This is a genomic window from Legionella genomosp. 1 (assembly GCF_900640215.1).
GTDB classification, from domain to species: Bacteria; Pseudomonadota; Gammaproteobacteria; order Legionellales; family Legionellaceae; genus Legionella_C; species Legionella_C quinlivanii_A.
Genome location: NZ_CAAAJH010000001.1, coordinates 380,458 through 405,478, shown reverse-complemented (window position 1 = coordinate 405,478; position 25,021 = coordinate 380,458). Strand labels below are relative to the sequence as shown.

Genomic DNA, 25,021 nt, shown 5'->3' with positions numbered 1-25,021 from the left:
GCCAGCAAGACTCAGCCTGGCTTCTCTGCACACATTAAATAGTTAATATCCACTGATTTGGCGAGTTCGGCCTGTCGGCTAAAAGGATTATAATTGATTCCTTCCAGCGCAATGAGCTGCAATCCCGTGCTCCTCAGAATATCTGCCAGCTCTCCCGGTTTGATGAACTTTTCATAATCATGCGTTTGCCGGGGTAATAATCCCAAAATATATTCCGCAGCAATAATAGCGGCTCCATAAGCCTTCAAAGTTCGATTAATTGTAGAAAGAAACAGCTTGCCGCCTGGCTTTAACAAACGAAAGCAATGCTGTATTACCAGCTCAGGATTGCTAACATGTTCCAGCATTTCCATGCAGGTAATCACATCAAATGCTGGCTCCTCAAAATCCTCTATAGGGGTGACATGGTAATTAATGGAGAGATTTTGAGCAAGGGCATGGGTATTTGCGGTGACAATAGCATCATTATCTGCATCAATTCCTGTAACCTCCCCACCCTGCTTGGCCATTGCCTCAGCCAGAATACCCCCGCCGCAGCCCACATCGAGAACCCTGGCCTTATCAAGAAGCGCATATTTTTGAATAAATTGCATCCGGGCAGGATTAATATCATGCAGTGTTTTAAGCGGGCCGTTCTTATCCCACCAGTGCCTGGAAAGGGCATTAAATTTTGAAACTTCCCGCACATCGATTGTTGATTTAGTCATTTACACTTAGCAAATCCAAATGTTTAAAAAAATTCTGAACATTCTTGTTCGTTATGAAGCTCAGATTATAAGGGTGCTCAGCCACCAGACCGGAAAAGGGTTTTGTCTCTTCCAGCTGTTTGGCAATATTGCCCAGTAAAATTAATTGCAATGACGGCTTAATTTCAGCGAGACGCTTAAAAAGATAACTCATAAAAGGCCGCCACTCTCTGGCATGATATTTTACTTGCCCCTCACTGTAAACCAATGAGGCATTCAGCAACAGAAATCCCCTATTAATTAAACCAGTAAAGAATTCATTGGCTGTTTGCACATAATTAGTTTTATCAACCTTCTCAATAGCCTGCTGCGATAAATCCTCACTCAGATCACCCTTAACCAGAAGTAACATTTTTATGAAATTACGGAGTGAGGTTGCACGGTTCACTTCCTTACTTAAACCGCTTTGGCTCCATATATCACTCACCGCAGCATCCCAAAATGCATAGCCATTGGCTGATTGTATTCGAGGGTAAGGAGATTCACCCAATAAAATATAATTCGTGGCGTCAAGCGGCAGGCTAAAAGCAGAGAATAAGGCCTCTTTTCCCGGAAGCCAATCGTCAGTTAGCTCCAACTGCCTGAGGTAGGCTGGGTCCATAGCAGACAAGCCTTCTTCAATGATTTCGTGCCATTGATAATGGGTTGTTTCAATTAAATTATATAATGTAAAATCACGAGCCATATGTTTTTCTTGGTTAATTCAAAAGGACTGATTAAGTTTAGTTTATCAAAAATGAATAATTCATCATATTTTCTTAAGAAAACTTATTTACAATATGTAAGACTAAAATAAGAGAACAAATCTATGGCGATGTCCAGTGAGCAAATCCATAATCAGAACTGCTATCTCTATTTAAGAGGCATCGCGGAAAACGGCAAGCTACCAAAGGCAATTTATGCGATTTTACCCCAAGCGCTACAGGATCATTTAACAAAGACTTTACAGGCAGCCTACAATCCTAATTTTGCCTATGCGGATTTATACCGTGATTTTTTTATTTTTATAGACGGGAACAGCAAAGCGGTTGAGCTTATAAAGAGAAATCTTCAAAAAAGGCTGGACATTTTGACCGCGAGGCAAAATCTTCGACCTAGCTCTGGTGGATTTTTTGATGCAAAACAGAGTATTCAAACTGGCAGCTTATCTGATTCAGAAAGCGAAATTAATGCACTTAAAAAGGAAATTAGCGAACTAAATGATTTTATTCACAAGATCTATGCTAATGATAATCACATTCTCGATGTAACATTCGAGGCCATAAAACACATCCCCGCAAATCACAAGCCGGGCGATAAAAAGAAAATAACCTCTGCAATTCGCAACCAATTGGCAAACGAGCATCCGCGGGTTAATACTGCGCCGTCGCCCTCCGATGTTGACTCTTTTAAAAGCCGGGCACAAGACACTTTTGGCCGCGAGTATAAACCACAACATAAAACCAGTCTGGCAACTAAAAGAGACTACAAATATAAAAACGGGTTAACCCTGCCTATAGAATTACGTTTCGGAACCCAGGTACAACGAGAAAAAGGCCTGACTCAAATCAGCCCTTCGTTTAAATTATGGTTAAACAATCAGTTGAGAAGGCCTCTGGACTCCCTTTTTCAATCTCCTGACCCTGCCCAGCGAATTACGCATGTTTACTTTAACAATCTGGGCCGGGATCGTTTTGATCCTGAGGGCAGATTGGAATGCCGTATGACCCAGACCCTGGAAGGACTTGAAAAAGAACATGACAATATTGCAGTAATTACTCTACCCGCCGACAAAGGAATATTTTCTTTTGGTGATTACCATTCCACCAAAGCCAATCTGAATTATGAGAAAGAATTCGAGCGATTGTTTAACATTGCAATCGGTAACTCAAACGAAGCGATAAAGGACTTCTACATCAGCCCTGAGATAAAAAAACTGCTATACAAAACAAACGAGCAAGAGATTATAAAAAGATTACTCCTGGGCAGTTTTACCACGATGGGAGCCACCCATGATAAACCTTTGAGTAAAGCGCAAAGACAGGCTATCTGGTTTGATTTTAATAAATTTGCCTTACCTGATCTTGTGATTAGCGAACTCAAACCTTTAACTTTTAATTTCACCTGTAAAGATGCGATAGATCGCGCAGGGGTATCCTCCGCTTATTACAATCTAATGAAATCCATCGAGCTAGGCTCTCCAATGAGCCGCGAGGAATTTGAACGCGCTCTTCATGCTGCCCCGGCCATGGTTAAAGGACGCGGCATGAATCACCATGAAGAACTGCTGTGGAATGCAATCGATTTCTATATTAATTCAGGCTATCAACAGGTTAAACAGGATATCCCCTGGCTTGTCCAGTGGAGAGACGATAATTGTCCTCACAGACGTGCCAATGAACTTCTCCTGATACGTATACCTCAGGCGAGAATTGATTTGCAGGAACTCAAACGCAGTACCAAAGAACTGTCTGAGCAGGCTGGTAAACTTATCGATTTAGTTGAAGAGCAGGCCAGGAAGAATACCAGCGGCAAACGTTTATTGCTGCAGGCGGTTAGCGATACCATCGATTTACTGGAAAATCCTAGTCCTGAGAAAAAACAACGCTATGAACTCCTGGCTAATCAACTGGAGGTTAAAGATCCCCGCTGGCGTGCTGCTGCCGGTATTATGAAAATAATCGCCGGAATATTTCACTATGTATTTACCTTTGGCTCCTCCAAAATGTTTAATTCGGGAGTGGCTACATTTAGAACATCTCAAAATGCCAATGAACGCAAGCAAATTCAGCTCAGTATGAAAGAACTGGTCAGACAAAATATGGAAGATACCGAGCAGCATGATGAAAGCTCAATACCAATAGAATTGAGTATATAGTCTTGCATGACCTCTGAAATTTGGCTAAGGTTAACTACCTTTTTTTCTGGACAATGCAATGGATCCTGTAACCAGACGTGTCCTGGTCGATTTGCGCGAAAGACAACCAGAGATGATTCAGCAGCTCCTGCGACTATGTGAGATTAACTCCGGCACCACGAATCCTAATGGCCTCGCCGACATCCATAGTGAATTGCATCGGATATTTAGCCCCCTTGCTGATTCCATTGAGTCAGTTTCTTTTCCACCTCTTCACAGCATCGATATGAACGGTAACTCCCAAAGACTTGTCTGTGGGGATGCCTTATTTATCCGAAAGCGGCCGGAATTAAAAAGACGAATACTTTTAGGCGGGCATATGGATACTGTTTATCACGTAAACCATCCTTTTCAGACGCTTCGCTATCTTGATGAAAATACGATTAACGGTCCTGGGGTTGCTGATATGAAAGGCGGCCTGCTCATCATTCTGAATGCTCTCGAAATGTTTGAACAACTTCCCGAATCTCAGTCTCTGGGCTGGGATGTTTTTATTAATGCCGACGAAGAAATTGGCTCACCCGCCTCCAGCCCTTGGCTTGAGAGCATGGCGGCCAGTTATCAGGCGGGCCTCATTTATGAGCCAGCAATGGATGCTAAAGGCACACTGGCCAAAAACAGAAGAGGCAGTGGAAAATTTACCGTGGTGGCAACTGGAAAATCCGCCCATGTCGGACGTGCTTTTGAAGAAGGGCGAAATGCAATCTGCTATCTGGCACAGGTGCTTCTTTCGATTCATGCCCTTAATGGCCAGCGTGAAGGGATCACGGTTAATGTGGGTAAAATTGCCGGTGGAGAGGCATTGAATATGGTGCCAGATAAAGCGGTCGCCAAACTGGATATACGTGTGAGCAATTCAGAGGATGAACTGTGGATTCAACAACAATTGAATAAAATACTAGGCCAGGAAAAAAGACAGGATTATCAGTTAGCAATAGACGGACAGTTCGGCAGGCCAGTAAAATTTGTCGACAGCAAAACGCAAAAACTGTTTGGATGCGTGCAGCGCGCCGGTGAAAGGCTTAATCTCGATATTGTATGGAAAGATAGCGGCGGCTGCTGCGATGGCAATAATCTGGCACAGAAAGGCTTACCGGTGCTCGATACCCTCGGCGTTCGCGGCGGTGCGATTCATAGCGATAAAGAATTCATCCTGCTCGACAGTTTCATTGAGCGGACCGCTTTAAGTCTGTTTATATTGCAGGACCTGGCTCAGGGCAGTTTGGAGGCAGTTCACTCATGATGATTTTCCGTCGCGCTTTTCTTTCTGATCTTGACTCGATTTATGACCTGGCAATGCATAGCGGTATCGGTATTACCACGCTGGTAAAGGACAGGGAGTTATTAAAAAAACGCATTGAATGGTCTTGTGCTTCTTTTGAAAAAGAGGTCAAAAAGCCGCTTAATGAATATTATTTTTTTGTTCTGGAAGATCCGGAAACGAAGAAAGTAGTCGGCACATCAGCCATTGAAGGAGCCACGGGCTTCGACAGCCCTTTTTATTCCTATAAAATTTCCCGACGAACCCGATTTTGTCATTCACTTAATATTCGCAGTGACTATGAGGTCTTGAGCCTGGTAAATGATAACCAGGGAAAAAGTGAGGTGTGTACCCTCTTTCTCGATCCCGCTTATCGCCGTAATAGCAATGGATTACTGCTTTCCAGAGCTCGCTTTCTTTTCATTGCTGCTTTTCCTCTGCGGTTTTCATCTACAATAATTGCTGAAATGCGCGGGATTTCAGATGAGGCTGGCCACTCGCCTTTTTGGGATCATGTTGGAAGTCATTTTTTTCATATGACGTTTTCTGAGGCCGATCGCCTGACCATTTCCACTGACAAGCAATTTATTGCTGATTTGATGCCTCGCAATCCCATTTATGTCAAATTACTGGCGGCTGCTGCGCAATCTGTCATTGGTCAGCCCCATCAGTCAACCCTGCCGGCCATGAATATTCTTATGCATGAAGGGTTTCGCTTTTTGGGATACGTGGATATTTTTGATGCCGGTCCCACACTGGAAGCCCCTGTTGAAGAAATCAATACTATTAAAACCAGCCAATTACGAACAATTGGCAGCATAAGTGATGAGGTCAGTAGCAAATCCTATATGGTAGCTAATACCTTTTCTGATTTCCGGGCAACCCTTAGTCAAGCCATCATTACCAAAAGCGATAGCTGTATAGTGAGCAAGGAAACAGCGGAGCGGTTAAAACTAAAAAAGGGAGACGCTGTCAGACTTTCTCCTTTACATCCCGAAAAACATTTACATGAAGGACATCGATGAATACGATTTCAAATACCTCGTATAGCCACTACATTGATGGGCAGTGGGTGTCAGGGGAAGGGCCTGACTTAATCTCCATTAATCCCGCTAGTAATCAGTTAGTGTGGAAAGGACATAACGCAACAGAGTTTGAAATCAGACAGGCAGCCGAAGCCGCAAACAAGGCTTTAGGACCCTGGATGAGTTTAAGCGTTGAGGAGCGTATTGCCTGTCTGAAACGTTTTGCCAATACCGTTGAAAAAAAACGGGAGCAGTTAGCTGAACTGATTTGTCTCGAAACAGGCAAGCCATCGTGGGAATCCCTGACAGAAGTTAATTCGGTCATTGCCAAAATAGCCATATCGATTCAGGCTTATCATGAGCGCAATGCCGAAAAATCAACTATAAGCCCGGAATCAACTGCAGCTTTACGATACAAACCGCATGGTGTGGTAGCTGTCCTCGGTGCTTTTAATTTTCCGGCTCACTTGAGTAATGGTCATATTGTTCCTGCCCTTCTTGCTGGAAACACCGTCATTTATAAGCCTAGTGAATTGTGTCCCGCAGTAGCCATTTTGATTATGCAATGCTGGCATGAGAGCGAATTACCAGAGGGTGTGATCAATTGTATTCAGGGGGATACCAGAACTGCTCAGACTCTTTTATCCCAGAAAATTAAAGGGGTATTTTTTACAGGAAGTTATTCCACTGGCAAACGAATTAATCAACAGTTTGTGGATCGGCCTGAGGTCATTCTTGCTCTCGAAATGGGTGGAAATAACCCCTTGATTGTGGATGATATTGATGACATTGACGCTGCTGTTTATCATACGCTTTTATCTACAATGATCACCGCAGGACAACGCTGTACCTGTGCAAGAAGGCTGTTCATCAAAGACAACGCACAGGGCAAAGGCTTTCTTGATAAGTTTACTGAAGCCTGCGACGCCTTGCTTATTGGTGATTATAAACAGCGCCCTGAGCCTTTTATGGGTCCGGTTATCCGGCCTGAACATGCCCGCCAACACCTTGCAGCACAGCAAAAACTGCTTGATTCAGGAGGCAAAGCCTTACTGCAAATGAGATTATTGCAGGACGATGCTGCATTTTTATCGCCTGGAATTATTGACATGTCAGACGCCCGCTCTCTTATCGATGAAGAGATTTTTGCCCCTCTGGTACAGGTCCATCGTTATCAGGATTTTGAAAAAGCAATTAAAATGGCAAATCAAACCAAATATGGGCTGGCGGCTGGCCTTTTAAGTAAGCATCCTGAACATTATCAATTGTTTTACAGGCAGATTAATTCAGGACTTATAAACTGGAACAGGCCCACCACTGGAGCGGCCAGCAGCCTTCCCTTCGGTGGTATTGGATGCAGCGGCAATCACCGTCCCAGTGCCTATTTTGCAGCGGATTATTGTTCTTATCCCGTTGCCAGCATGGAGAGCGCTGAACTAACTAAACCAGCTCAGTTATTACCCGGAATTACTTTATGAAAAGCTATGAGTTGAATATGGATGGGCTGGTGGGGCCAACGCATAATTATGCGGGTTTATCCCTGGGCAATATTGCATCTACTTCGAATGCACTCTCAATAGCCAATCCCCAGGCAGCAGCTCTGCAGGGTTTGGCCAAGATGCGCTTCCTGCATGGGCTGGGCTTGAAACAGGCGGTCTTACCCCCTCATCAGCGGCCGAATTTAAATTTGCTCATGCAAATGGGTTTTTACGGCAGTATTGAGCAAATGCTGTCTCAGGCGAGCCGCGAAGCGCCTGAAATTCTGGCAGCCGCTTATTCTGCATCCAGTATGTGGACTGCCAATGCGGCTACAGTGACTCCAAGTATTGATAGTAGTGATCGGCGGGTTCATTTTACAGCAGCTAATCTGATATCCAATTTACACCGGCATCAGGAAGCGTCTTTTTCCTCTCGTTTACTCAAAAAACTCTTTAATACGGATAGTTATTTCTCGCATCATTCGTCCTTACCTGCTAGTGTGGTGACTAGTGATGAAGGAGCTGCAAATCATAGCCGACTTACTGCAAATCATAATCAGGCGGGCATTCATCTATTCGTATACGGCAAACGCGCCCTATGGTCCACCTATGCGCCAGCCCCTCAGCGTTTCCCGGCAAGACAAACCTATGAAGCTTCCAGTGCAATTGCCAGAGCCCATCTCCTTGATCCGAATAAAGTAGTTTATGCCTGCCAGAATCCACTTGCCATTGATAAGGGGGTTTTTCACAATGATGTTATTGCAGTTGCCAACGAATCGGTTTTGTTAATTCATCAGCAGGCCTTTCTCAATCAGGCAGAAGTAATCCGGGAACTGAAAGACAAAGCTGATTTTGATCTTACTATTGTTGAAATAAATGACCAGCAAATCAGCATTGATGACGCAGTATCCAGTTACCTTTTTAATTCTCAGCTGCTAACGCTTGAGGATGGCTCGATGACTCTTGTGGCACCGAGTGAATGTCAATACAACCAGAAGGTTCATGAAACAATCAATCACATTCTGTCATCACCCAATAATCCCATCAATCATTGCTATTTCATGGACTTAAAGCAGAGTATGCGGAATGGAGGAGGCCCCGCCTGTCTGCGATTAAGGGTTTTGCTCCAGGAAGAAGAGCTTGCAGAGATGCACCAGGGCGTGCTAATAAATGAATCGCTGCTCACAGGTCTTGAACAGTGGGTCAAAAGACATTATCGCGATCGCCTGCACGCTCAGGATTTCATGGATCCTTTACTGGTGGATGAAGTCCTTCTCGCTCTCGATGAGCTGACGCAGATTTTGGACCTAGGTTCTATTTATCCTTTTCAACAAGCTTGACAAACGATGTGGAAAACCTTTGCTGGCCGCTGCCTGTATCAAAGTGAAAGCGGCATTTCTGTCTACGACAATTTTATTTTTCGCTGGCTCTCGCTGGGTAGTCCGGCGATTCAAAGTTTAATTAATCTTTATAAGCCAGAAAGGCCTGGTCTGAATTATATTGGTGCGCTAATTCTTCCTGCCAGACTATTTCCCGGGCCGAGCTGCTTATTAGGATTAGGGGGAGCTGGGGCTGCGCATGCACTGTCCCCTGTTCTTACTTCTTCTACTTTGACAGCCATTGAAATCAATGAAGAAATTATTCAGGTGGCGAGAACTTATTTCATGACAGAAAGGCTCAAAAATCTCAATATCATTAACCAGGATGCCAGTACGTTTATTATAAATAACAAGACGCAGTTCAAGCACATTCTTGTCGACTTGTTTGATGCGCACCGCTTTCCTCTCAATTGCTATAACCCGCAGTTTTTTAATGACTGTCAGAGCGCTCTCTCAGCCAATGGCTATCTTAGCGTTAACCTGGCCAATCGCAGGGAACAATATCCCGTTTTCAAGTGGCTAAAACAGCAGTTCGACATGTCAACATTAGTATTGCCCGTCAGGAAATCAATGAATATGATTATTATTGCTGCAGACAAGCCTGCTCTGGACATACTCATTGAACAATTGAAAGCCAGGAAAATAATACGCGCTCTCGCCTGGGATCCAACCTGGAATCGCATTGCAAGAACTGATTAGAACCAGTGATTGATTTGGCCAGCAGAAAAAAAAATCCCGGCTGCAAGCAGTCGGGATCTAAATAAAAGCAGTGTCTTCTCTGATGTCTTATTTTGAAGAAGCGACCTGAACTTGCAGTTTGGCAATCACATCACTATGAACGTGAACTTCTACCACAAAGTCACCAATTGAGTGGATAGGACCTTCAGGCATTACGATTTCTCGTTTGTTCACTTCAACTGACTGCGCTTTCAGAGCATCTTTAATCTCACTGGCGCCTACAGAACCATACAGTTTACCTTCATCGCTTGCCATTGCATTGATAACAACAGTGATATCATTCAGCTTGGCCGCGCGTTGCTCAGCATTGCTTAATGATTGCTGAGCTTTCTTCTCAAGATCCGCTCTTCTTTGTTCAAAAAGTTCAACGTTTTTTGCTGTAGCAAAAACTGCTTTGCTTTGTGGAATCAGGAAATTTCTTCCATAACCTGGCTTAACTTTTACTTTGTCGCCGAGATTACCCAGATTTCTTACTTTTTCTAATAAAATAACTTCCATTACTAAACCCCTTTTGAATTGCTGGCTTTAGAAGCCAGACGCAATCTAAAATTAAACATACTATCGAGAGAACCAAACAATATATAAACCCGTAACATTAAATCAGGCCTCATAACAAGCGGTATAAGTAACAGAGCCAGGCTAATGGCACGACCTTTTTTAGGCGTCAGACTGAACATCAGGCAAAGCCCCGCAATCATTAAATAAACGCTCAAAACAGGTAAGCAACTTATCGCCGCCAGGTTATTCAGGTATGCACCCACCATTGCAATTCCAAAAAGTCCGACAATCGGACGACTGGCTCTAAAAGCCATCAATTCTTTTTTGAATCCACCAGGATAAAAAAGAATCGACTGGATATAACGGGCAAACAATAAAGGAGCAAGTGCAGAAATCGCGATACAAGCTTCTTTAATACCAAAAAAATAACTGGCGAAAAATGATATATCGCCTGAATTCTCCTTCGGCAGATTTTCGAGTAAATCACTTGAATTCAATTTACTGAAAATCAGCAGTATGTAGTTATATTCGTTAATAATGTAATCAGGTATGATGCTGCACGTCAGAGCTATTACCAGCAAAGTTACACCTAGCGTTGCCGAAGCAACCCATTGCCAGCTTGCAGATGCCCTCAATACCATTGCAGCCAAGAAGCAAATTATATTGGTTAGCAGAATGCTAACCGCAATGTATGGTACTGAATAACTGGCATTAGCTGCCAGCATGGACGCAACCAGGCTGGTTAATAACAAGCCCACGCCACTTCTGGCTCCCTGACGTAATGTAATCAGTGCCACAATCACCAGAGATAGCCATGAAGCAAACGGCACAAACGGAAGTGCTGCAGCCAAAGAATAGGCAAAGAGTTTATTCTTTAGCAGAAGATTTCCCTGTTTGTACAGTAATGTGCTCATACCCAATTAAATCTTATTTATGGCTATCGCAATAAGGTAACAAGCCTAAGAAGCGTGCTCGCTTGATTGCCTGCGCCAATTGTCTTTGGAATCTGGTTTGAGTACCTGTAATTCGGCTAGGCACAATCTTTCCAGTTTCAGTGATATAATTTTTTAACAGATTAATATCTTTATAATCAATTTCGTTTGAGCCTTCAGAGCTGAAACGGCACATTTTTTTTCTGCGGAAATAGGATGTAGTTGACATAGTTTAATTCCTTAGGCTGCACGAGTATCTTTTTCTTTTTTCATCTGAACTGATTCAGTAGTGATTGCTTCATCACGTTTGATAACCATGTGACGAATAATTGCATCATTAAACTTGAATGCGTTCAGAAGTTCATTAAGCGCCGCCTGATTACATTCAATATTCATTAAAATGTAATGCGCTTTGTGCACCTCAGCAATAGGATATGCCAATTGTCTGCGGCCCCAGTCTTCTTTGCGGTGAATAATACCGTTATTATTGGTAACGATACCTTCATAACGCTCGACCATTGCAGGAACTTGTTCACTTTGATCAGGATGAACAAGGAATACGATTTCATAATGTCGCATAGTGTATCCTTATGGAAAAAGCCTCTCTCACTGGATGAGGCAAGGTTATAAAAAGCGAGTTAGTTTAACCCATTTTCAAACTCCGGGCAATGCTCAATTATTTAAGCGCGAAAATCACCAACGTTTGCCGATTAATCTATATACTCATAGCTCACTATAGCAGTATTATGCGCAACTGTTGCATTAACATGGCTTGTAAAGTTGCTCAAATACCTGGCAGTCCCGGGAAGCAGAACATAGCATTGCTTTTAGGGTGGTATTGATATATAACATACTAAAAAACAAGAGATTTTACATGGAAATAATAACCCTTTCATTTGAAGAGCCTTTGGCCGTATCTATCAATGGGGAAATCGTTCAGATTGTTGCGTTTAAAACCCCGGAGCATGGCAACATTAAATTTGGAGTTGAAGCCCCGCGCAGTATTAAAGTACATCGTGAAGAAATTCATCAGGCTATTAAGCAAAAAGAGAAAGAAGCCGAACTCGTAACTGAATAAGTAATGCCAACTTCAAAATTCCATCACAGCTGCTTGTTACTACAACTGCTCTTATTATTTTCCTTTGCTTCAATTGCATTTGCTATTAACTGCTTTTTCTACCAATTTCCAGGTAATAATTATTTCCCTGAAGGATCTGCAGGCATAGGAATTTCCTTATTATTAATGCTTGCCGGTTGCAGGTTGCTGTTAAATAAAAATCATCATCTGGTAAAAATCATTCAGGAGATCCTGCTCTTTTACATTGTGATGTCTCTCATTGCATTTACCACTAACGCGGTGCAATTTACCCCTTTTCCGCCCATTGATCGCTATATTATTGCCTTTGAAAATCAATTAGGTATTGCTCTCCCTGAAATTGTTTCCTGGACGAATCATCACCCCTGGTTTAAAAATATACTGGGTCTTTGCTATGATACCTTACCCTATCAACTAGGTTTTTTACCCCTCCTGGTCATTGCTGCCGGGCAGTTTGAAAAAATCAGGCGTTTTTTTAGCCTGCTGTTGATTAGTTCATTGATTGGATTTGCAATTTATTATTTTTTCCCCACGGTTGCACCGGCTGCTATGTATCAAACAGATGAGTTTGCCATCGAGCAACTGGCAACTGGTATTAAATTTAATCAGCTGCATCAGCACATACCACCTGATACCATTCAGGGCGGAATGGTTGCATTCCCTTCTTTTCACACGTTCTGGGCCTGGTATTGCCTGGAATTGATGTGCGGTTGGCCCATCGCCTTTAGCTTACTGCTAATCATTAATACACTTTTGATTTTAAGCTGCGTACTTCTGGGATGGCATTATCCACTGGATATTCTGGGGGCTTTTTTAATTATATGGCTGTCAAATTATCTTTATACCCGTTGTAATAAATATTTACCCACTTTACTGCACAGCATTTTCCCCAATTGTAAATGAAACATTTATAGCAGGCCTGTTTCTGCGGCTTGCCAAACTACTGCCATTAAGTTAAGCTCAATTGTATATTAAACTGTCATCCCCGCGAAAGGCGGGGATCCATCTCTGAGCTAGCCACAATGCCGATTGAGGAATAGATTCCCGCCTTTCGCGGGAATGACAGAAGTCCTTAACTTAATGGCAGTGCTTGCCGAACTAACCAGCGATCTTCCTTGGGATACCAGATGGCCGTAAGCCCTCCTCTTGCACCTGGCTTTTATTCCATGAGGGCAAGGCATATTTACCAAGCGCTGTGCTCAATTGTTTAGGCAGATTAATACTTTGCTCGAGCGGAGTGTGCACTTCTATATAGAGCTCATTATTAAGCCGGCCTATTTTGACGGGTTCATTAATTACCCGTACAGAGGTTCCTACTGTAACCATATCAAAAAGTACTTCGATGTCTTCAGGAAGCATGCGGATACATCCAGCACTTACCCTGGATCCAACACCATCGCGTCGATTAGTGCCGTGGATAAGATACGTTGGCCACCCTAAACGAAAAACGTGACGTCCCAGGGGATTGCCAGCTCCAGGAGGGAATTCATTAGGAATTGGTGTACCATGTTTTGCAGCTTCTGCCCTGACGTTCGCTGTAGGCCGCCATATTGGATCATGCTCCTTGCTGGTAACCCGGGTTTGACCTACAGGAGTATTCCAGCCTTCACGTCCAATACCCACAGGCATGGTTATAACTACATTATCATTGGGCGGGAAATAATATAAACGATACTCTGACAAATTAATTACCAATCCACTGCGTGGACCTGAAGGCAGAATGTATTGGCTCGGGATAATCAGCCGGGTTTGAGGCGGCAAGGGTCGAGTGGGGTCAACACCTGGGTTGGCATTCAGCATTTCATAATATCCAACATCATGACGAATACCTGCTTCACTCAGGGTTTCTCCAACCTGGGGATTCACGTACTCGATTTTTCCGACCACATCACCTTCTGCAGGTAATACAAAAGTTTCAGCCTGGACAAAAAATGCCTTGGTTATGAATAATAGAAAAACAGCTAAACGCATAGTATTTATTCTCGGAAATGGCAGGATTACTCCTGCCATTAAATTTGAAATTTACAAACTGCCATCGACCTTGAATCGCTCGCCGTATTGAGTTTGCAAAGTACTGAAAAGCTGGCTTAGCTTATCGCGGCCAAAATCTTTCGCGTAATTCATAGGACCGCCACGGAATGGAGCAAATCCAGCTGCAAAGATCATTGCACCATCAAGCAAATCACTGTCAGCAACAACTCCTTCACGTAAACAGGCAGCTGACTCATTAACCATTCTCAAAATTAAGCGATTGGCGATATCTTTTTCAGTTTTGGCCTGAACTTTCTTTTTAACAGGCTTGCCATTTTTATAGACATAAAAGCCCTCGCCTGTCTTGCGGCCTAACTTCCCATTTTTGACCATATCACGCAATTTCTGAGGAACAGTTCCACCATAATGCCTGGTCAGATTCTCAGCCACGGCCAGACATACATCCATTCCTACTGTATCAGCAAGCTCAACTGGCCCCATAAACATACCAAAAGCTTCGGCAGCCTCATCGATAGCCTCTCCTGAATAACCTTCTTCCAGTAATTGAACACACTCCATCAAATAAGGCATGAGGACCCGATTAACCAGAAAACCTGGACTTGATTTCACGGGTAATGGAAGACGTCCGATTTGATTTACAAAGGCACAGGATTTATCACGAACCTCTTTCAGCGTCTTATTGCTGCTAACAACTTCCACCAGTTCCATTCTCGCAACAGGATTGAAATAATGAATACCCACGAGTCGCTCGGGATGTTTCATAACCTGACTAATTTCATCCAAGGGAATACTGGAAGTGTTGGTTGCAATGATAGCGTCTGCTCTGGCTTCTTCTTCCAGCTTTTTCATGATCTGCTGCTTTACTTCAAGATTCTCGAAAACAGCTTCAATAATCACATCAGCTCGAGCTACACCAAAGCCTTCCGGATCAGCAATCAGCCGATCCATCGCCGCCTGAATTAATCGGGGTTTTTTCAGTTTTTTCTTATACAGTGTATGGGCACGGCCTATTGCAGGTGCGATTTTGCTATAATTCTGATCCTGCAGAGTAACCTTTAATCCTTTTAGAGCACACCAGGCAGCAATGTCCCCGCCCATGACACCAGCTCCAATTACATGTACATGCCTGGCCTTAAAGTCGCTGTGTTTTGCAAAAGCCTTCATGCGTTCGCGTAAAAGAAAGGCCCGAATCAAATTACTGGCTGTATTACTCTGAGTAATCAGTTTTTCCACAGAATCAGCCTCTTTCAGATAAGCCCTCTCCCCGGCGCCCCCTTCTTTTTCCCACAGATCAATAATGGCATAGGGTGCTGGATAATGTTGCTTTCTTACACGCTTGGAAACCTGATAGCGAAGAACAGGAGCTATAATTGCTCTCATCCATCCCATGTTAGTAATCGATTGTAAAAACCGGGGTTTATGTTTGGCTGGTTTATTTCTGATAAAATAGATGGCTGCTCTTCTCAATTGTCTTTCAGGAACGACATCATCGACAAAACCAATTTGTTTTGCTGTTTTTGCAGAAACAGGCGCGCCGGTTAGAATAACTCTGGATAAGGCATCGAAACCACCTACCAGCCGCGGCAAACGAACCGTTCCCCCCCAGCCAGGATGAATTCCAAGCATGACCTCTGGCAACCCAAGCCGAGTGCCCTCGTCATCGCTTGCAATACGATAATCACAGGCCAGTGCCAGCTCTAATCCGCCACCCATGCAAAATCCATCGATCATAGCCACCGTGGGTATTTTTAGCGATTCAAGCCGGGAGAAGACTGTTTGTCCTTTTCTTAGGAAGTTAACCGCTTCTTCCGGGGTTTTAAACTGAGAAAACGCATTGATATCAGCCCCTGCAATAAAGCCTTTACTCTTTGCCGAATAAATGACCAGACCTGCAAGGTCGGCTTGTTTAGCAACGTCCTGAAGAATGATATTCAACTCATCCAACACTTCCTGATTAATAGAGTTGACCGCCGCATCGTTTCTGTTAATTCCAAGCCACAGTATACGATCTGTATCAGTATCGATTTCCCAATGATTGTAATTAGTCATTATCCTTTCACCTCTGTAACCCGTTCCAAATACATTGCGCCTCCCTGTCCACCTCCAATACAGATTGCCGCCATTCCTTTTTTACCATTTGTATGTTTCAGGGATTGCAAAACATGCAGTACTATTCTTGCTCCACTAGCCCCAATGGGATGACCAGCAGCGATTGCCCCGCCATCCTGATTTAACCGGTCAAGTGAAGGCGCCCCCATTGGCTCCGTCAAACCTAACTGATTCTGGCAGTACTCCTTATCGTCCCAGGCAGCCAGACATCCAAGAACCTGGGCAGCAAATGCCTCGTTAATTTCCCAGCAATCAAGCTCTGAAGGTTTCACATGCTGTCTTTCCATAATGGGAGTTGCTGCATGGACAGGTCCAAGCCCCATTTGAGAAGGATCAAGAGCCGACCATTGCGAATCCACGATTTTACCCAAAACAGGTAATTTATATTTTTTAACTGCGTCGGCACTAGCCAGAATCAAGAGGCAGGCGCCATCGGTAATCTGGGAGCTGTTTCCAGCAGTTACCATCCCGTATTTCTTATCAAAAAAGGGCTTAAGCTGGCCTAATTTTTCTACTGTAGAATCGGGTCGAATTCCATCATCCTGAGTATAAATTCTTCCCTTGCTGTCGATAATCGGCACCACTTCTTCCATGCGATTTTCGGCATAAGCCTGAGCCAGGCGTTTATGGCTGTTCGCTGCAAATGTATCCATTTGTTCACGGGTCAGACCAAAACGATAGGCTACTTTCTCAGCGGTTTGCCCCATATTTAACCCAACAATAGGATCAGTCAGGCCTCTAAGCAAAGCGATTACTGGCGCAAGAAAAGCAGGCCGAAATTGCGTAGCGAGAGCGAATCGCTGACCAACGCTTTTAGCGGCAAACCATTTTCCAAGCCAGGATGCCATTTTTTGATTAAAAAGCAGCGGAGCATGACTCATCGCATCCGTACCCCCTGCAAGCACCAGGTTGCTGCGCCCGGAGGCAATTTGCATGGCGGCATTATCGAGAGCCTGCATTCCGGAAGCGCAGTTTCTCATCACGGTAAAGGCAGGAACCTTATCACCGCAACCCAGACGCAAAGCCACTACGCGGGCAATATTGGCTTCATCTGGTCCGGGCATTGCAGAACCAATAATGACTTCATCCAGATCAGAGGGTAAAAAAGGCTGCCGGTTTAAGAGTGGTAAGCCTGCAGCTACCGCCAAATCGGAACCAGTAAAAGGACCCACATCTTTTGCTTTCAAGAAAGGCGTCCTCAGTCCGTCCACGACATACACATCGCGGCCGCTTAAATTAGACTTGTGTTTCATTCGTCCTCCTGATATCTGCCAACCATGTTTGTTGACATAAATAGAGATTATCCCGTCACATATAAGGCTTGTGAGTATTCAGCATTTTGAATAGTTCAGTATATATCAAAGATACCAGCTATTAAAATTTTTGGAAATTATGTTATTGAATTTCAGATAACTTTATTTCTTTCACATTAAGTGTTGACCTCCACAGAATTCCTGCTATACTTCGCAACCATTGACCGGAGAGATGGCCGAGTGGTCGAAGGCGCTCCCCTGCTAAGGGAGTATGGGACAAAATCCCATCGAGGGTTCGAATCCCTCTCTCTCCGCCAAGAACAACGCGCCCGTAGCTCAGTTGGATAGAGTATCTGGCTACGAACCAGGGGGTCGGAGGTTCGAATCCTTCCGGGCGCGCCATTTCCCAGTAAAAATCAAAAAAGCAATAATCACTCCGAAATATAATAAAAATACCAAATGTCTTTGGCCCGGAAGGGTTTGAACCGAATGAGGTTCGACAAAATGCGAAGCGAAGAGCGCAAAGCGCGGCGCAGCATTTTGGACGCGCTTCAGCGCGCCCCGAAGGGGTGAGGAAGGAACGCAGTGACTGACGAATCTATCCTTCCCCTGAGCCGGCACAATTCTAGCTGCGAACACAAGCACTCTGTCTTATCAAAGAAATCTCTTTTTACTCGCCCATCCCATGGACGCCCCGGATACACAAGCCTTGGCACGTAGGAGTGGAGTTTCATGCCCTTGGCCCGGAAGGGTTTGAACCGAATGAGGTTCGACAAAATGCGAAGCGAAGAGCGCAAAGCGCGGCGCAGCATTTTGGACGCGCTTCAGCGCGCCCCGAAGGGGTGAGGAAGGAACGCAGTGACTGACGAATCTATCCTTCCCTGAGCCGGCACAATTCTAGCTGCGAACACAAACACTCTTCCTTATCAAGAAATCTCTCTTTTACTCGACCATCCAATGGATACCCCGGACAAGCCGCAACAGGTCAACCTCCACACCCATAGCCGCCAGGCTAAGAATATCTGATCCTCTCCACCGCGCAGCTGGGGGAGAGGGGATAACATTACTTCTTAGCCTGACGGCTATGACCTCCACGCCCGGAAGGGTGCTTGATTATCTGAATCCAGAAATGATTCCGGAGTTTACTGTACTATCTAGCTCTGAAACCAATTCGTCAAGTTGATTTTCATCCAATAAAATCTTAAAAGAACTAATGTCTTTTTCCACGAGATCTTTATGATCAAGAAGTATTGATAAGCGAGCATGTTGCGGGATCTCTTTACATATTTGTATCAGAGAGTCTGTATCCTTTATTTCATACCTACTCTGTTTTAAAAGTTCAAATCTATCATTCGGATGCAAGCGTTTTAGTATGGTTACTAGCCATTGAGATTGTTTAGGTAAATGTTGATGATATTTACTGGCAAATTGATAGCAATCTGATGACGGCAAAGCCTTTGCGATATTTATCATAATGATTGGTTTGACAATGTTGTTTCTGCTGTTTTCTGCAATAAAACTATCTATTAGCTTGACAAGATCATTTCCATGAAATAATTGAATTATCTTCCCAATCTTTGCAGGATGAATTTTCTTAATATGCTCCAGAACGAATTGCAGATGTTCCTGTGGCTCTAAGTACTTTAAAGCCATTAATATATCTTCTCCATCCTTTATCAATTCAGGATTGTTAAGTAGAAAAGAATGCTTGTCAGTAATCCTGGCCAGGATATTATCGATATCTTCACGAAAATCAGGATTTATTATTCCAGGCTTTTTGTCATCATAAACGAGGATTTCTGGTTTTAAAGAAGCGACAGTGGTCCATGTTGAAATGGGAATTCTATAGTCATCAACGAGAGCATCCTTAGTACTTACAAACAGGTTATGAACTTGCACAGCCTCAATATTTTTTGCTAAGCGATGAGCATTATTAATACAACAACCGCTGCAAGAAGTATCCACATCAACGTGCAAATTAAGCGCACCAAACATGCTGTCAGGAATAAACCCGGTTCCATTTGACAAGACTACTTGTAAAAAAGGAGCTCTTTCTTTCATTAATTTCCTAAGATCATCGTCATTTTGTTCAGCACAAATCAGCATACCCATTTCCACGTTATTACCAGCCAGGTTAATATCATAGAAGTATTCTTCTCTACCAAGGTTATAAATTCTTTCTGGATGAAAGCGAGTTTCGAAGATAGGCCTATTTTTTTTATGTTTAATTTCTTGGTTCCCGACAAAAGCATGAGCAATATTTCCCAGATATTTTTTATCACCAGGTTGATTCTGATTTCTCAGAAACTTATATCTTTCTTTATAGAAACAACCCTCTTCTGTAGGAAATTCATAGGCCTCATACTTCCTTCTGGTTTCATTATATTTAATTGCCAGTTTCTGCTCTTTTTTTGTAATTTTTTCAAAATCATTGCTGCTTATATCAGAAAGGGTTGTAATGGTTCCTGGAATCAGAACTATGTTAGGTACTGATTTTACTGCTTCCTGTAATTTGGTTAAATATTTCGTTTTTTCCTCTTTAGTAATTCCCTTTTGGCCCCCTATCGCGTATTCATAAGTTGCAATCACAGTAATAACATCTTCCCCCAATGCCTCTTTAGCTTGAGTCGTAATAGAGGGAATGAGGTTGATGAAAGACGAAACAAAATCACTTGGATCGAGTGAATTTTTATAGGGTCTTATTGCACATATATAAAATTTCATAGAACTAATTAACCAATGGTTATCGTCTAATTATAGACCACAAGCCATTCAAAGCCCGACACCAAAACAGCAAGGTTCTGACGTCGATACACTTTCAAGTTCACAAAGAATATAATCCTGGCACATGGATAATGGATTTGTGAAGTTTTATAACAGGATATGATGTGCTGACTCTTGAAAATCTACAAAAATTAACTCATCCCGCCGAGTACTTTTGCCGCAGTCCAGATACTTTTCTATTAAATCAAAAGTTACTGGATTCATTAAGTGAAAAAGAAAAGATTAAGCTGGCTGGCAAAATTATTATTACAACATCCAGGCAGCGTCTTTTTTTATTACACTTTGCAATTCAATCCATGCGAGACAAGCCCGAGCCCAGTCTCAGTGATTTCAAGGAAGTGATATTAAGAGCACTGCGATTAAGACAGGTTTTCGAAAAAAAAGATTTCTCTGATTTAAGCTCTTTATATACCTGGTTGAATCAGTTTTTAAACTCTGAGTTATTTATGGAGTTTCAACAGCTTGGTAATGCACTGGTTCTGTTGAAAGCAAATCAACTTAAAGAAGTCGCTGGCTGCCAGCCAGATGAAGTAATTACTTCTTCACGCGCATTTAACCTATAAATTGAAATAATCACGCAACAGATGGTGTGCGATAATTGGATAGACCGCCTTGAATAATACATGTGCAAAATCTATTCTAAAAAGACAAGCAATTATCTTAGAAGACGATAATCAAAAAAGCACGGCTCAAAGCACCTCGATAAAGTTTCAGATAGTGAACTGGAAAATTTATAAGGGGGTTTCACAGGATTGACCTATGGTAAAGCCTTATACAAAGGAGTAGCGAGTAGCTACAAAGCTCCTTCTGTTGCGCCAGAAATAAACCTCAATACCAAGAGCAGCAACAATACAAAAAATAAGACTAAGAAAAAGAAACAGAAATAATTTACCTTCGAATATTGCAGACTAAATTGTTCATGCTTTCTCTGGCATGGGATAGTTGCTCAGCTTTTTCATAGTATCTTTTTAGAAATCTGTACTCCCTTATACCAATCAAAGATAATTAATATTGCTCATTAGTGACAATTTTTGTCATATTGTTGCATTTTGTGTCAACCTCCCGTAGAATGGTCATTTATTATACAGCCCGGAGAAAATACCTTATGAAATCGCGTGAAACTGAACTTTCGGATGTTAAATTAGCTGCTGAAAATTTATCTAAAAAAACAGGCCTTGAATGGAAATATAAAGAACATAAGGGAAATATGATTTTATATACAGAAGGAGTTATTGGCTCGACTCAACATATACTGAGTAACATATTAACGAATATTCATTTTAAACCAAGCATTTGTTTTAATACGGAATATGGCCTTTCCCCCTCTCATGGCAAGTCCTCTATTGTTTTTGAGCGCCCTTTTGAAATAGAAGCCATGGCAAAAAATCAATTTGCATATCCTTTGTTACCAAATGAAGTGTTAACTAATGCGGTGTGTAAATTGAGTAGTGCAACAGGATGGGAGTGTTCCACAGACAGAACCGGTCTTCGGTTTAGTAAAAAAGTTCATACTATGTCATTTGAATCTGCTAAATCACAAATGATCTGTCAATTAAAAAGTGCTGGTTTAACGCATGTTGTTCCTTCATTTCTACCTTCAAAACTTGCTGTAGGCGAATATCGAATTATTGGTTATTTTAATAGCCCCTCGGAAATTCATGCCATAAGCAATTTTCAAACAACAGCTCAAAATAAAGATGAAACCAGCACCTTAACTTCTGAAGAAATGGTTCAGTGCAAATCGAAGTTTCAAGATGGCTCAACCCAACTGTTAACTCAGGAGCATATAGAAGGACTGACTGTTTCAAACTTATGCATGTAGCCAGCATTCAATAACGCAGGTAAAGTCGTCTTTACCTGCATCTATCAGATAATCCTGGGTGTAGCGCATCGACCTTCTCATGAAGGAACCAATTCACTTACTTTTTCCATCTGACAATGCATTTTTTGCAAATATGATTGAATATTTTGTTCAGGATGATTCAAAAGCTGCGTTATCTGTCCTTCAGCTTTAAGAGACAGTTTATCAATTTTTTCTTTTGCTGCACCTGGATCTGTTCTATCTACTTCATCCTGGAGTTTACTATAGAATTTTGCCCATTGAAGTTGAATTTCAGCAAGATAGGACTCCGTAAATTTAGCATAAAATCCTTCCCAGTTTACTTTTATACCCTGCTCTTGTTTTTCAAGTAAGCTGCTTGCTATATCCTCCAGTAATTTCCATTCTTTACTTTCCAATGAAAAAGGCAATTCGTTTTCTAATGAAAAATCCGAGAACTCGCAGGCTGTGATGAAGGATTGTTTATTTTCCGGCTGCGAGAACCATGCATTAGTTTCTTTAATTTTTTCAAAAAAATGGCTTAATTTTTCATAATAGAGCATTTCTATCTGTGAGGATAAACTACGCCATTTAGACTGTTTTTCAATTTGCATAGATCTCAGTCTGTCCAGCACCTCAATCGCTTCTTCTGCTGGGAGATTTTTAATGATTTGCGTTAATCTTGACGAATATCGGTTAATAAAATCATCTTTTATATTGAGTATCATGCTCAGGCTGCCAGGTTGACCTTGACGATAAGCACGACCAAAACCCTGACCCTCTACCCGTAGATTATCGGGATAAAAAGTGAAAATCATATGTAAGCCACCTGCCTGTATACTCTCAGGGGATAAAAGAATATCAGTACCACGGCCCGCTGTATTAGTAGCAATAGTGATTTGCCCAGCTTCGCCCGCACGCCCTACGATATAATTCTCTGATTCCTGCTGATTCTCATTAAGCAGCTGATGCTTCATTCCTTTTTTAGTCAGATAATCACTGAACTTTTCGGAGTCAGCAATGGTTTTAAATAAAACCAGCACCGGCTGTTTGCGTTTAGTTTTTTCTTCGATATCTTTCAGAATGGCATCAAAATGTTCTGTTTCAGATACGATAGAATATGCTGGTGTTTTTCTTAAACTTGGAAAATGAGGTGGTACATCGAAACTGTCCACTTGATAGATCGCTTCAATTTCTTTCCGCTCAATGGGTTCGCCAAGCGTACCAGTCAGACCAAAAATTTTCTGATACAAATTAAAATAGGTTGGGTGGCACAGGGAGGCTGCGGTGAATGATTCTGTTTTTATTTTTAGCTGATGCTTTGCCTGCAAAAATTGATGTAGACCATGCTGCCATTGCGAGCCCTGATTTAAACGACCAGTATTGGCAAAGTCAATAATTACAATTTCTTTTTCTCCTGATATCTCGGAATTTTCTTTCTCTTTCACTAAATAATGGTACTTTTCTTTTTTTCGATACCAGGCCTCTTGCGCGCTTTCAAGCCAATTCGCCAGACGGCGCCGGGAAAAACTATGAATCTGAGTTTCATATTGTTTATCTGCATGTTTAATCAGATAATTCTGCAAGTTCTCAATCATAACATTGGTGACTGCTTCACATCGATTCAGGGTTTTGACGAAATCAAGGATGATGGGATAAATCCACGAAATTTCTTCTTGCCTGGGAATAGCCATGCGTGCTGAATTAAGGGCTGCATCAAGGAATAAATTATCAGCCTCATCGACAATCACAACATCAAAAGAGCGCGGCTGTAATTTCCCTTCTTTTTGAGAACATCTTAATGAATGCTGATATAAATTATCTTCAAGATATGAGAATTCAAAATCAGTATTTGTGCCATAAATAATTTGTGCATTAAAATCAGATTGTTTTATATGGGCATAATCGATATAAGAACTCGACAAACCCGCCGCGTTATAGAAAGAAGTATATTTTTCACAATCGCGCCGTGCTAGATAAGAAGAGGACGTGATGACATCTACGGATTGCCCCTGGCAAGCCATAAAAGCAGCTAAAAGCGCAATGATGGATGATTTGCCTTCTCCCGTTTTAATTTGCGCAATCCGGCCCTTCATCTTCTCCGGGGCATTCAATAAGGCTAAAATGGATAGTATTTGCGTGTCATAGGCTTGTATTCTATGAGTGCGCCGCAGTGTTTCAATTAAAATTGCGAGCCTTTCAAACTTATTGGAATCTTTTAATTTTTCTTTTAATGTTTCCTGAGATTCTGTTTGAAGCTCGCCAAGAATTTTTTTAACCTGTTCGTAGTCCTTCTTAATCAGGGAAAGCTCGTTCATAGACAGCGGAAATGCAACATTTGCATCTTTTTTTGCAAAGGCAGATATCGTTTCATCGAGATTACGCTCAGGATATTTGACACTGAGCATAGTATTATGACGATCTCGCAGTGTATGAACGAGTAAACCGAGATCAGGCAATATCGATTTAACGCATTTTAAAAGCCCCGGAGAATCTTTTAATTCAATGAGGAACTGACAGGCTTCAATGTAATACGATAATGAACGATCTTTTTTGGGTACATCTGCAGTTAATAATAAATGAAATAACCGAAGTCCCGATGTCGATTTCAACTGTTCAATCAGGCTTAGAAACTGTGTTACATCTTTTGATTCCAATGGATGCTTAAAGCAGGGAAAAATCGTTTTTAATACAAGCAATTTCTCGGCTTGTTCGAGATCACTTTTTTTAACTTGTTCAACAAAGCCTTTCCAGGTATGGAGGAGACCATAATAAAGAAAATGCTCCAATTTAAACGCTTCACTCCAGGCCTGCATGGCCTGCTCATAACGATTTGCATGAAAGTGGTTTAATGCATCCTGTAAAAGTTTGTCTAATAATTGAGGCACAGCATAACTCCGTAAATTCATCAAAGCCATTGTTAAGATGAGAATGAGAAATTTCATTTGTAACTCCTCAGGTACGTCATCCTGAACACAGTGAAGGATCTCCTGAATCTGGCTCAGCTCTAAGCAG

The 25,021-nt window shown here is 42.3% G+C and carries 21 protein-coding genes and 2 tRNA genes; 12 read left to right on the top strand and 11 right to left on the bottom strand.

Going from position 1 to position 25,021, the window contains the following annotated elements; translation table 11 throughout:
- Positions 1-11 precede the first annotated feature (11 nt).
- Together ubiG and E1O89_RS01720 are read right to left on the bottom strand one after the other, a co-directional pair.
- Complete coding sequence (ubiG, locus tag E1O89_RS01725; RefSeq protein ID WP_165483027.1) at positions 12-707, bottom strand: bifunctional 2-polyprenyl-6-hydroxyphenol methylase/3-demethylubiquinol 3-O-methyltransferase UbiG; 696 nt, start codon at positions 705-707, stop codon at positions 12-14.
- Complete coding sequence (locus E1O89_RS01720; RefSeq protein ID WP_165483026.1) at positions 700-1,431, bottom strand: uracil-DNA glycosylase family protein; 732 nt, start codon at positions 1,429-1,431, stop codon at positions 700-702. Before E1O89_RS01720 ends, ubiG begins: the two co-directional genes overlap by 8 nt.
- 123 nt (positions 1,432-1,554) lie before the next feature.
- On the opposite strand from E1O89_RS01720, the gene E1O89_RS01715 reads away from it, so the two are divergent.
- From E1O89_RS01715 to E1O89_RS01690, 6 genes are read left to right on the top strand one after another with little or no spacing between them, the layout of a single operon-like run.
- Positions 1,555-3,603, top strand: a complete 2,049-nt coding sequence (locus E1O89_RS01715) for a hypothetical protein (protein WP_133138646.1) — start codon at positions 1,555-1,557, stop codon at positions 3,601-3,603.
- 58 nt (positions 3,604-3,661) lie between these two features.
- On the top strand, positions 3,662-4,885 hold the full coding sequence (locus E1O89_RS01710) for a hydrolase (protein WP_133138645.1): 1,224 nt from the start codon (positions 3,662-3,664) through the stop codon (positions 4,883-4,885).
- Positions 4,882-5,928 (top strand): arginine N-succinyltransferase, encoded by a 1,047-nt coding sequence (astA, locus tag E1O89_RS01705; RefSeq protein ID WP_133138644.1) that lies wholly within the window; start codon positions 4,882-4,884, stop codon positions 5,926-5,928. The genes E1O89_RS01710 and astA overlap by 4 nt, the downstream gene beginning before the upstream one ends.
- The gene (gene astD, locus E1O89_RS01700) at positions 5,925-7,406 is read left to right on the top strand and encodes a succinylglutamate-semialdehyde dehydrogenase (RefSeq protein ID WP_133138643.1); all 1,482 of its coding nucleotides are present in this window, start codon (positions 5,925-5,927) and stop codon (positions 7,404-7,406) included. The genes astA and astD overlap by 4 nt, the downstream gene beginning before the upstream one ends.
- Positions 7,403-8,746, top strand: coding sequence for an N-succinylarginine dihydrolase (gene astB, locus E1O89_RS01695; RefSeq protein ID WP_133138642.1), 1,344 nt, complete (start codon positions 7,403-7,405; stop codon positions 8,744-8,746). Before astD ends, astB begins: the two co-directional genes overlap by 4 nt.
- A gap of 6 nt (positions 8,747-8,752) precedes the next feature.
- Positions 8,753-9,484: a spermidine synthase gene (locus tag E1O89_RS01690; RefSeq protein WP_133138641.1), complete on the top strand. Its 732-nt coding sequence runs from the start codon at positions 8,753-8,755 to the stop codon at positions 9,482-9,484.
- Positions 9,485-9,571: 87 nt separating this feature from the next.
- Here E1O89_RS01690 and rplI read toward each other — a convergent pair whose 3' ends face one another.
- The 4 genes from rplI to rpsF are packed head-to-tail and all read right to left on the bottom strand — an operon-like array spanning position 9,572 to position 11,532.
- Positions 9,572-10,021 (bottom strand): 50S ribosomal protein L9, encoded by a 450-nt coding sequence (gene rplI / locus E1O89_RS01685; RefSeq protein WP_133138640.1) that lies wholly within the window; start codon positions 10,019-10,021, stop codon positions 9,572-9,574.
- A gap of 2 nt (positions 10,022-10,023) precedes the next feature.
- The gene (locus E1O89_RS01680; RefSeq protein ID WP_112218634.1) at positions 10,024-10,935 is read right to left on the bottom strand and encodes a hypothetical protein; all 912 of its coding nucleotides are present in this window, start codon (positions 10,933-10,935) and stop codon (positions 10,024-10,026) included.
- Between the two features lie 13 nt (positions 10,936-10,948).
- Entirely contained in the window at positions 10,949-11,182 is a 234-nt protein-coding gene (rpsR, locus tag E1O89_RS01675) for a 30S ribosomal protein S18 (RefSeq protein ID WP_058508109.1), read from the bottom strand.
- An 11-nt stretch (positions 11,183-11,193) separates the two neighbouring features.
- Positions 11,194-11,532: a 30S ribosomal protein S6 gene (rpsF, locus tag E1O89_RS01670; protein ID WP_058508108.1), complete on the bottom strand. Its 339-nt coding sequence runs from the start codon at positions 11,530-11,532 to the stop codon at positions 11,194-11,196.
- 295 nt (positions 11,533-11,827) lie between these two features.
- On the opposite strand from rpsF, the gene E1O89_RS01665 reads away from it, so the two are divergent.
- Both E1O89_RS01665 and E1O89_RS01660 read left to right on the top strand, forming a co-directional pair.
- Entirely contained in the window at positions 11,828-12,031 is a 204-nt protein-coding gene (locus E1O89_RS01665) for a carbon storage regulator (RefSeq protein WP_112218635.1), read from the top strand.
- A 3-nt stretch (positions 12,032-12,034) separates the two neighbouring features.
- On the top strand, positions 12,035-12,952 hold the full coding sequence (locus E1O89_RS01660; protein ID WP_133138639.1) for a phosphatase PAP2 family protein: 918 nt from the start codon (positions 12,035-12,037) through the stop codon (positions 12,950-12,952).
- Between the two features lie 195 nt (positions 12,953-13,147).
- Here E1O89_RS01660 and E1O89_RS01655 read toward each other — a convergent pair whose 3' ends face one another.
- From E1O89_RS01655 to E1O89_RS01645, 3 genes are read right to left on the bottom strand one after another with little or no spacing between them, the layout of a single operon-like run.
- A complete protein-coding gene (locus E1O89_RS01655; protein ID WP_133138638.1) occupies positions 13,148-14,020 on the bottom strand; it encodes a L,D-transpeptidase family protein in 873 nt (290 codons plus the stop codon).
- 51 nt (positions 14,021-14,071) lie between these two features.
- Entirely contained in the window at positions 14,072-16,090 is a 2,019-nt protein-coding gene (locus E1O89_RS01650) for a 3-hydroxyacyl-CoA dehydrogenase NAD-binding domain-containing protein (protein WP_133138637.1), read from the bottom strand.
- Positions 16,090-17,403, bottom strand: coding sequence for an acetyl-CoA C-acetyltransferase (locus E1O89_RS01645; RefSeq protein WP_133138636.1), 1,314 nt, complete (start codon positions 17,401-17,403; stop codon positions 16,090-16,092). The genes E1O89_RS01650 and E1O89_RS01645 overlap by 1 nt, the downstream gene beginning before the upstream one ends.
- Positions 17,404-17,629: 226 nt before the next feature.
- On the opposite strand from E1O89_RS01645, the gene E1O89_RS01640 reads away from it, so the two are divergent.
- Positions 17,630-17,720: transfer RNA gene (locus tag E1O89_RS01640), tRNA-Ser, on the top strand.
- Positions 17,721-17,728: 8 nt separating this feature from the next.
- Positions 17,729-17,805 (top strand) — tRNA-Arg (locus tag E1O89_RS01635).
- A gap of 711 nt (positions 17,806-18,516) precedes the next feature.
- Here E1O89_RS01635 and E1O89_RS01630 read toward each other — a convergent pair.
- Positions 18,517-20,127 carry a hypothetical protein gene (locus E1O89_RS01630; RefSeq protein ID WP_133138635.1) on the bottom strand — a complete coding sequence of 537 codons (1,611 nt, stop codon included), beginning with the start codon at positions 20,125-20,127 and terminating at the stop codon, positions 18,517-18,519.
- A 164-nt stretch (positions 20,128-20,291) separates the two neighbouring features.
- Between E1O89_RS01630 and E1O89_RS01625 the strand changes: the two genes are divergently transcribed.
- A complete protein-coding gene (locus E1O89_RS01625; protein WP_133138634.1) occupies positions 20,292-20,750 on the top strand; it encodes a hypothetical protein in 459 nt (152 codons plus the stop codon).
- A 542-nt stretch (positions 20,751-21,292) separates the two neighbouring features.
- Positions 21,293-22,009 (top strand): hypothetical protein, encoded by a 717-nt coding sequence (locus tag E1O89_RS01620; protein WP_133138633.1) that lies wholly within the window; start codon positions 21,293-21,295, stop codon positions 22,007-22,009.
- 77 nt (positions 22,010-22,086) lie between these two features.
- On the opposite strand, the gene E1O89_RS01615 is transcribed toward E1O89_RS01620, so the two are convergent.
- On the bottom strand, positions 22,087-24,951 hold the full coding sequence (locus E1O89_RS01615) for a hypothetical protein (RefSeq protein WP_133138632.1): 2,865 nt from the start codon (positions 24,949-24,951) through the stop codon (positions 22,087-22,089).
- Positions 24,952-25,021: the final 70 nt, after the last annotated feature.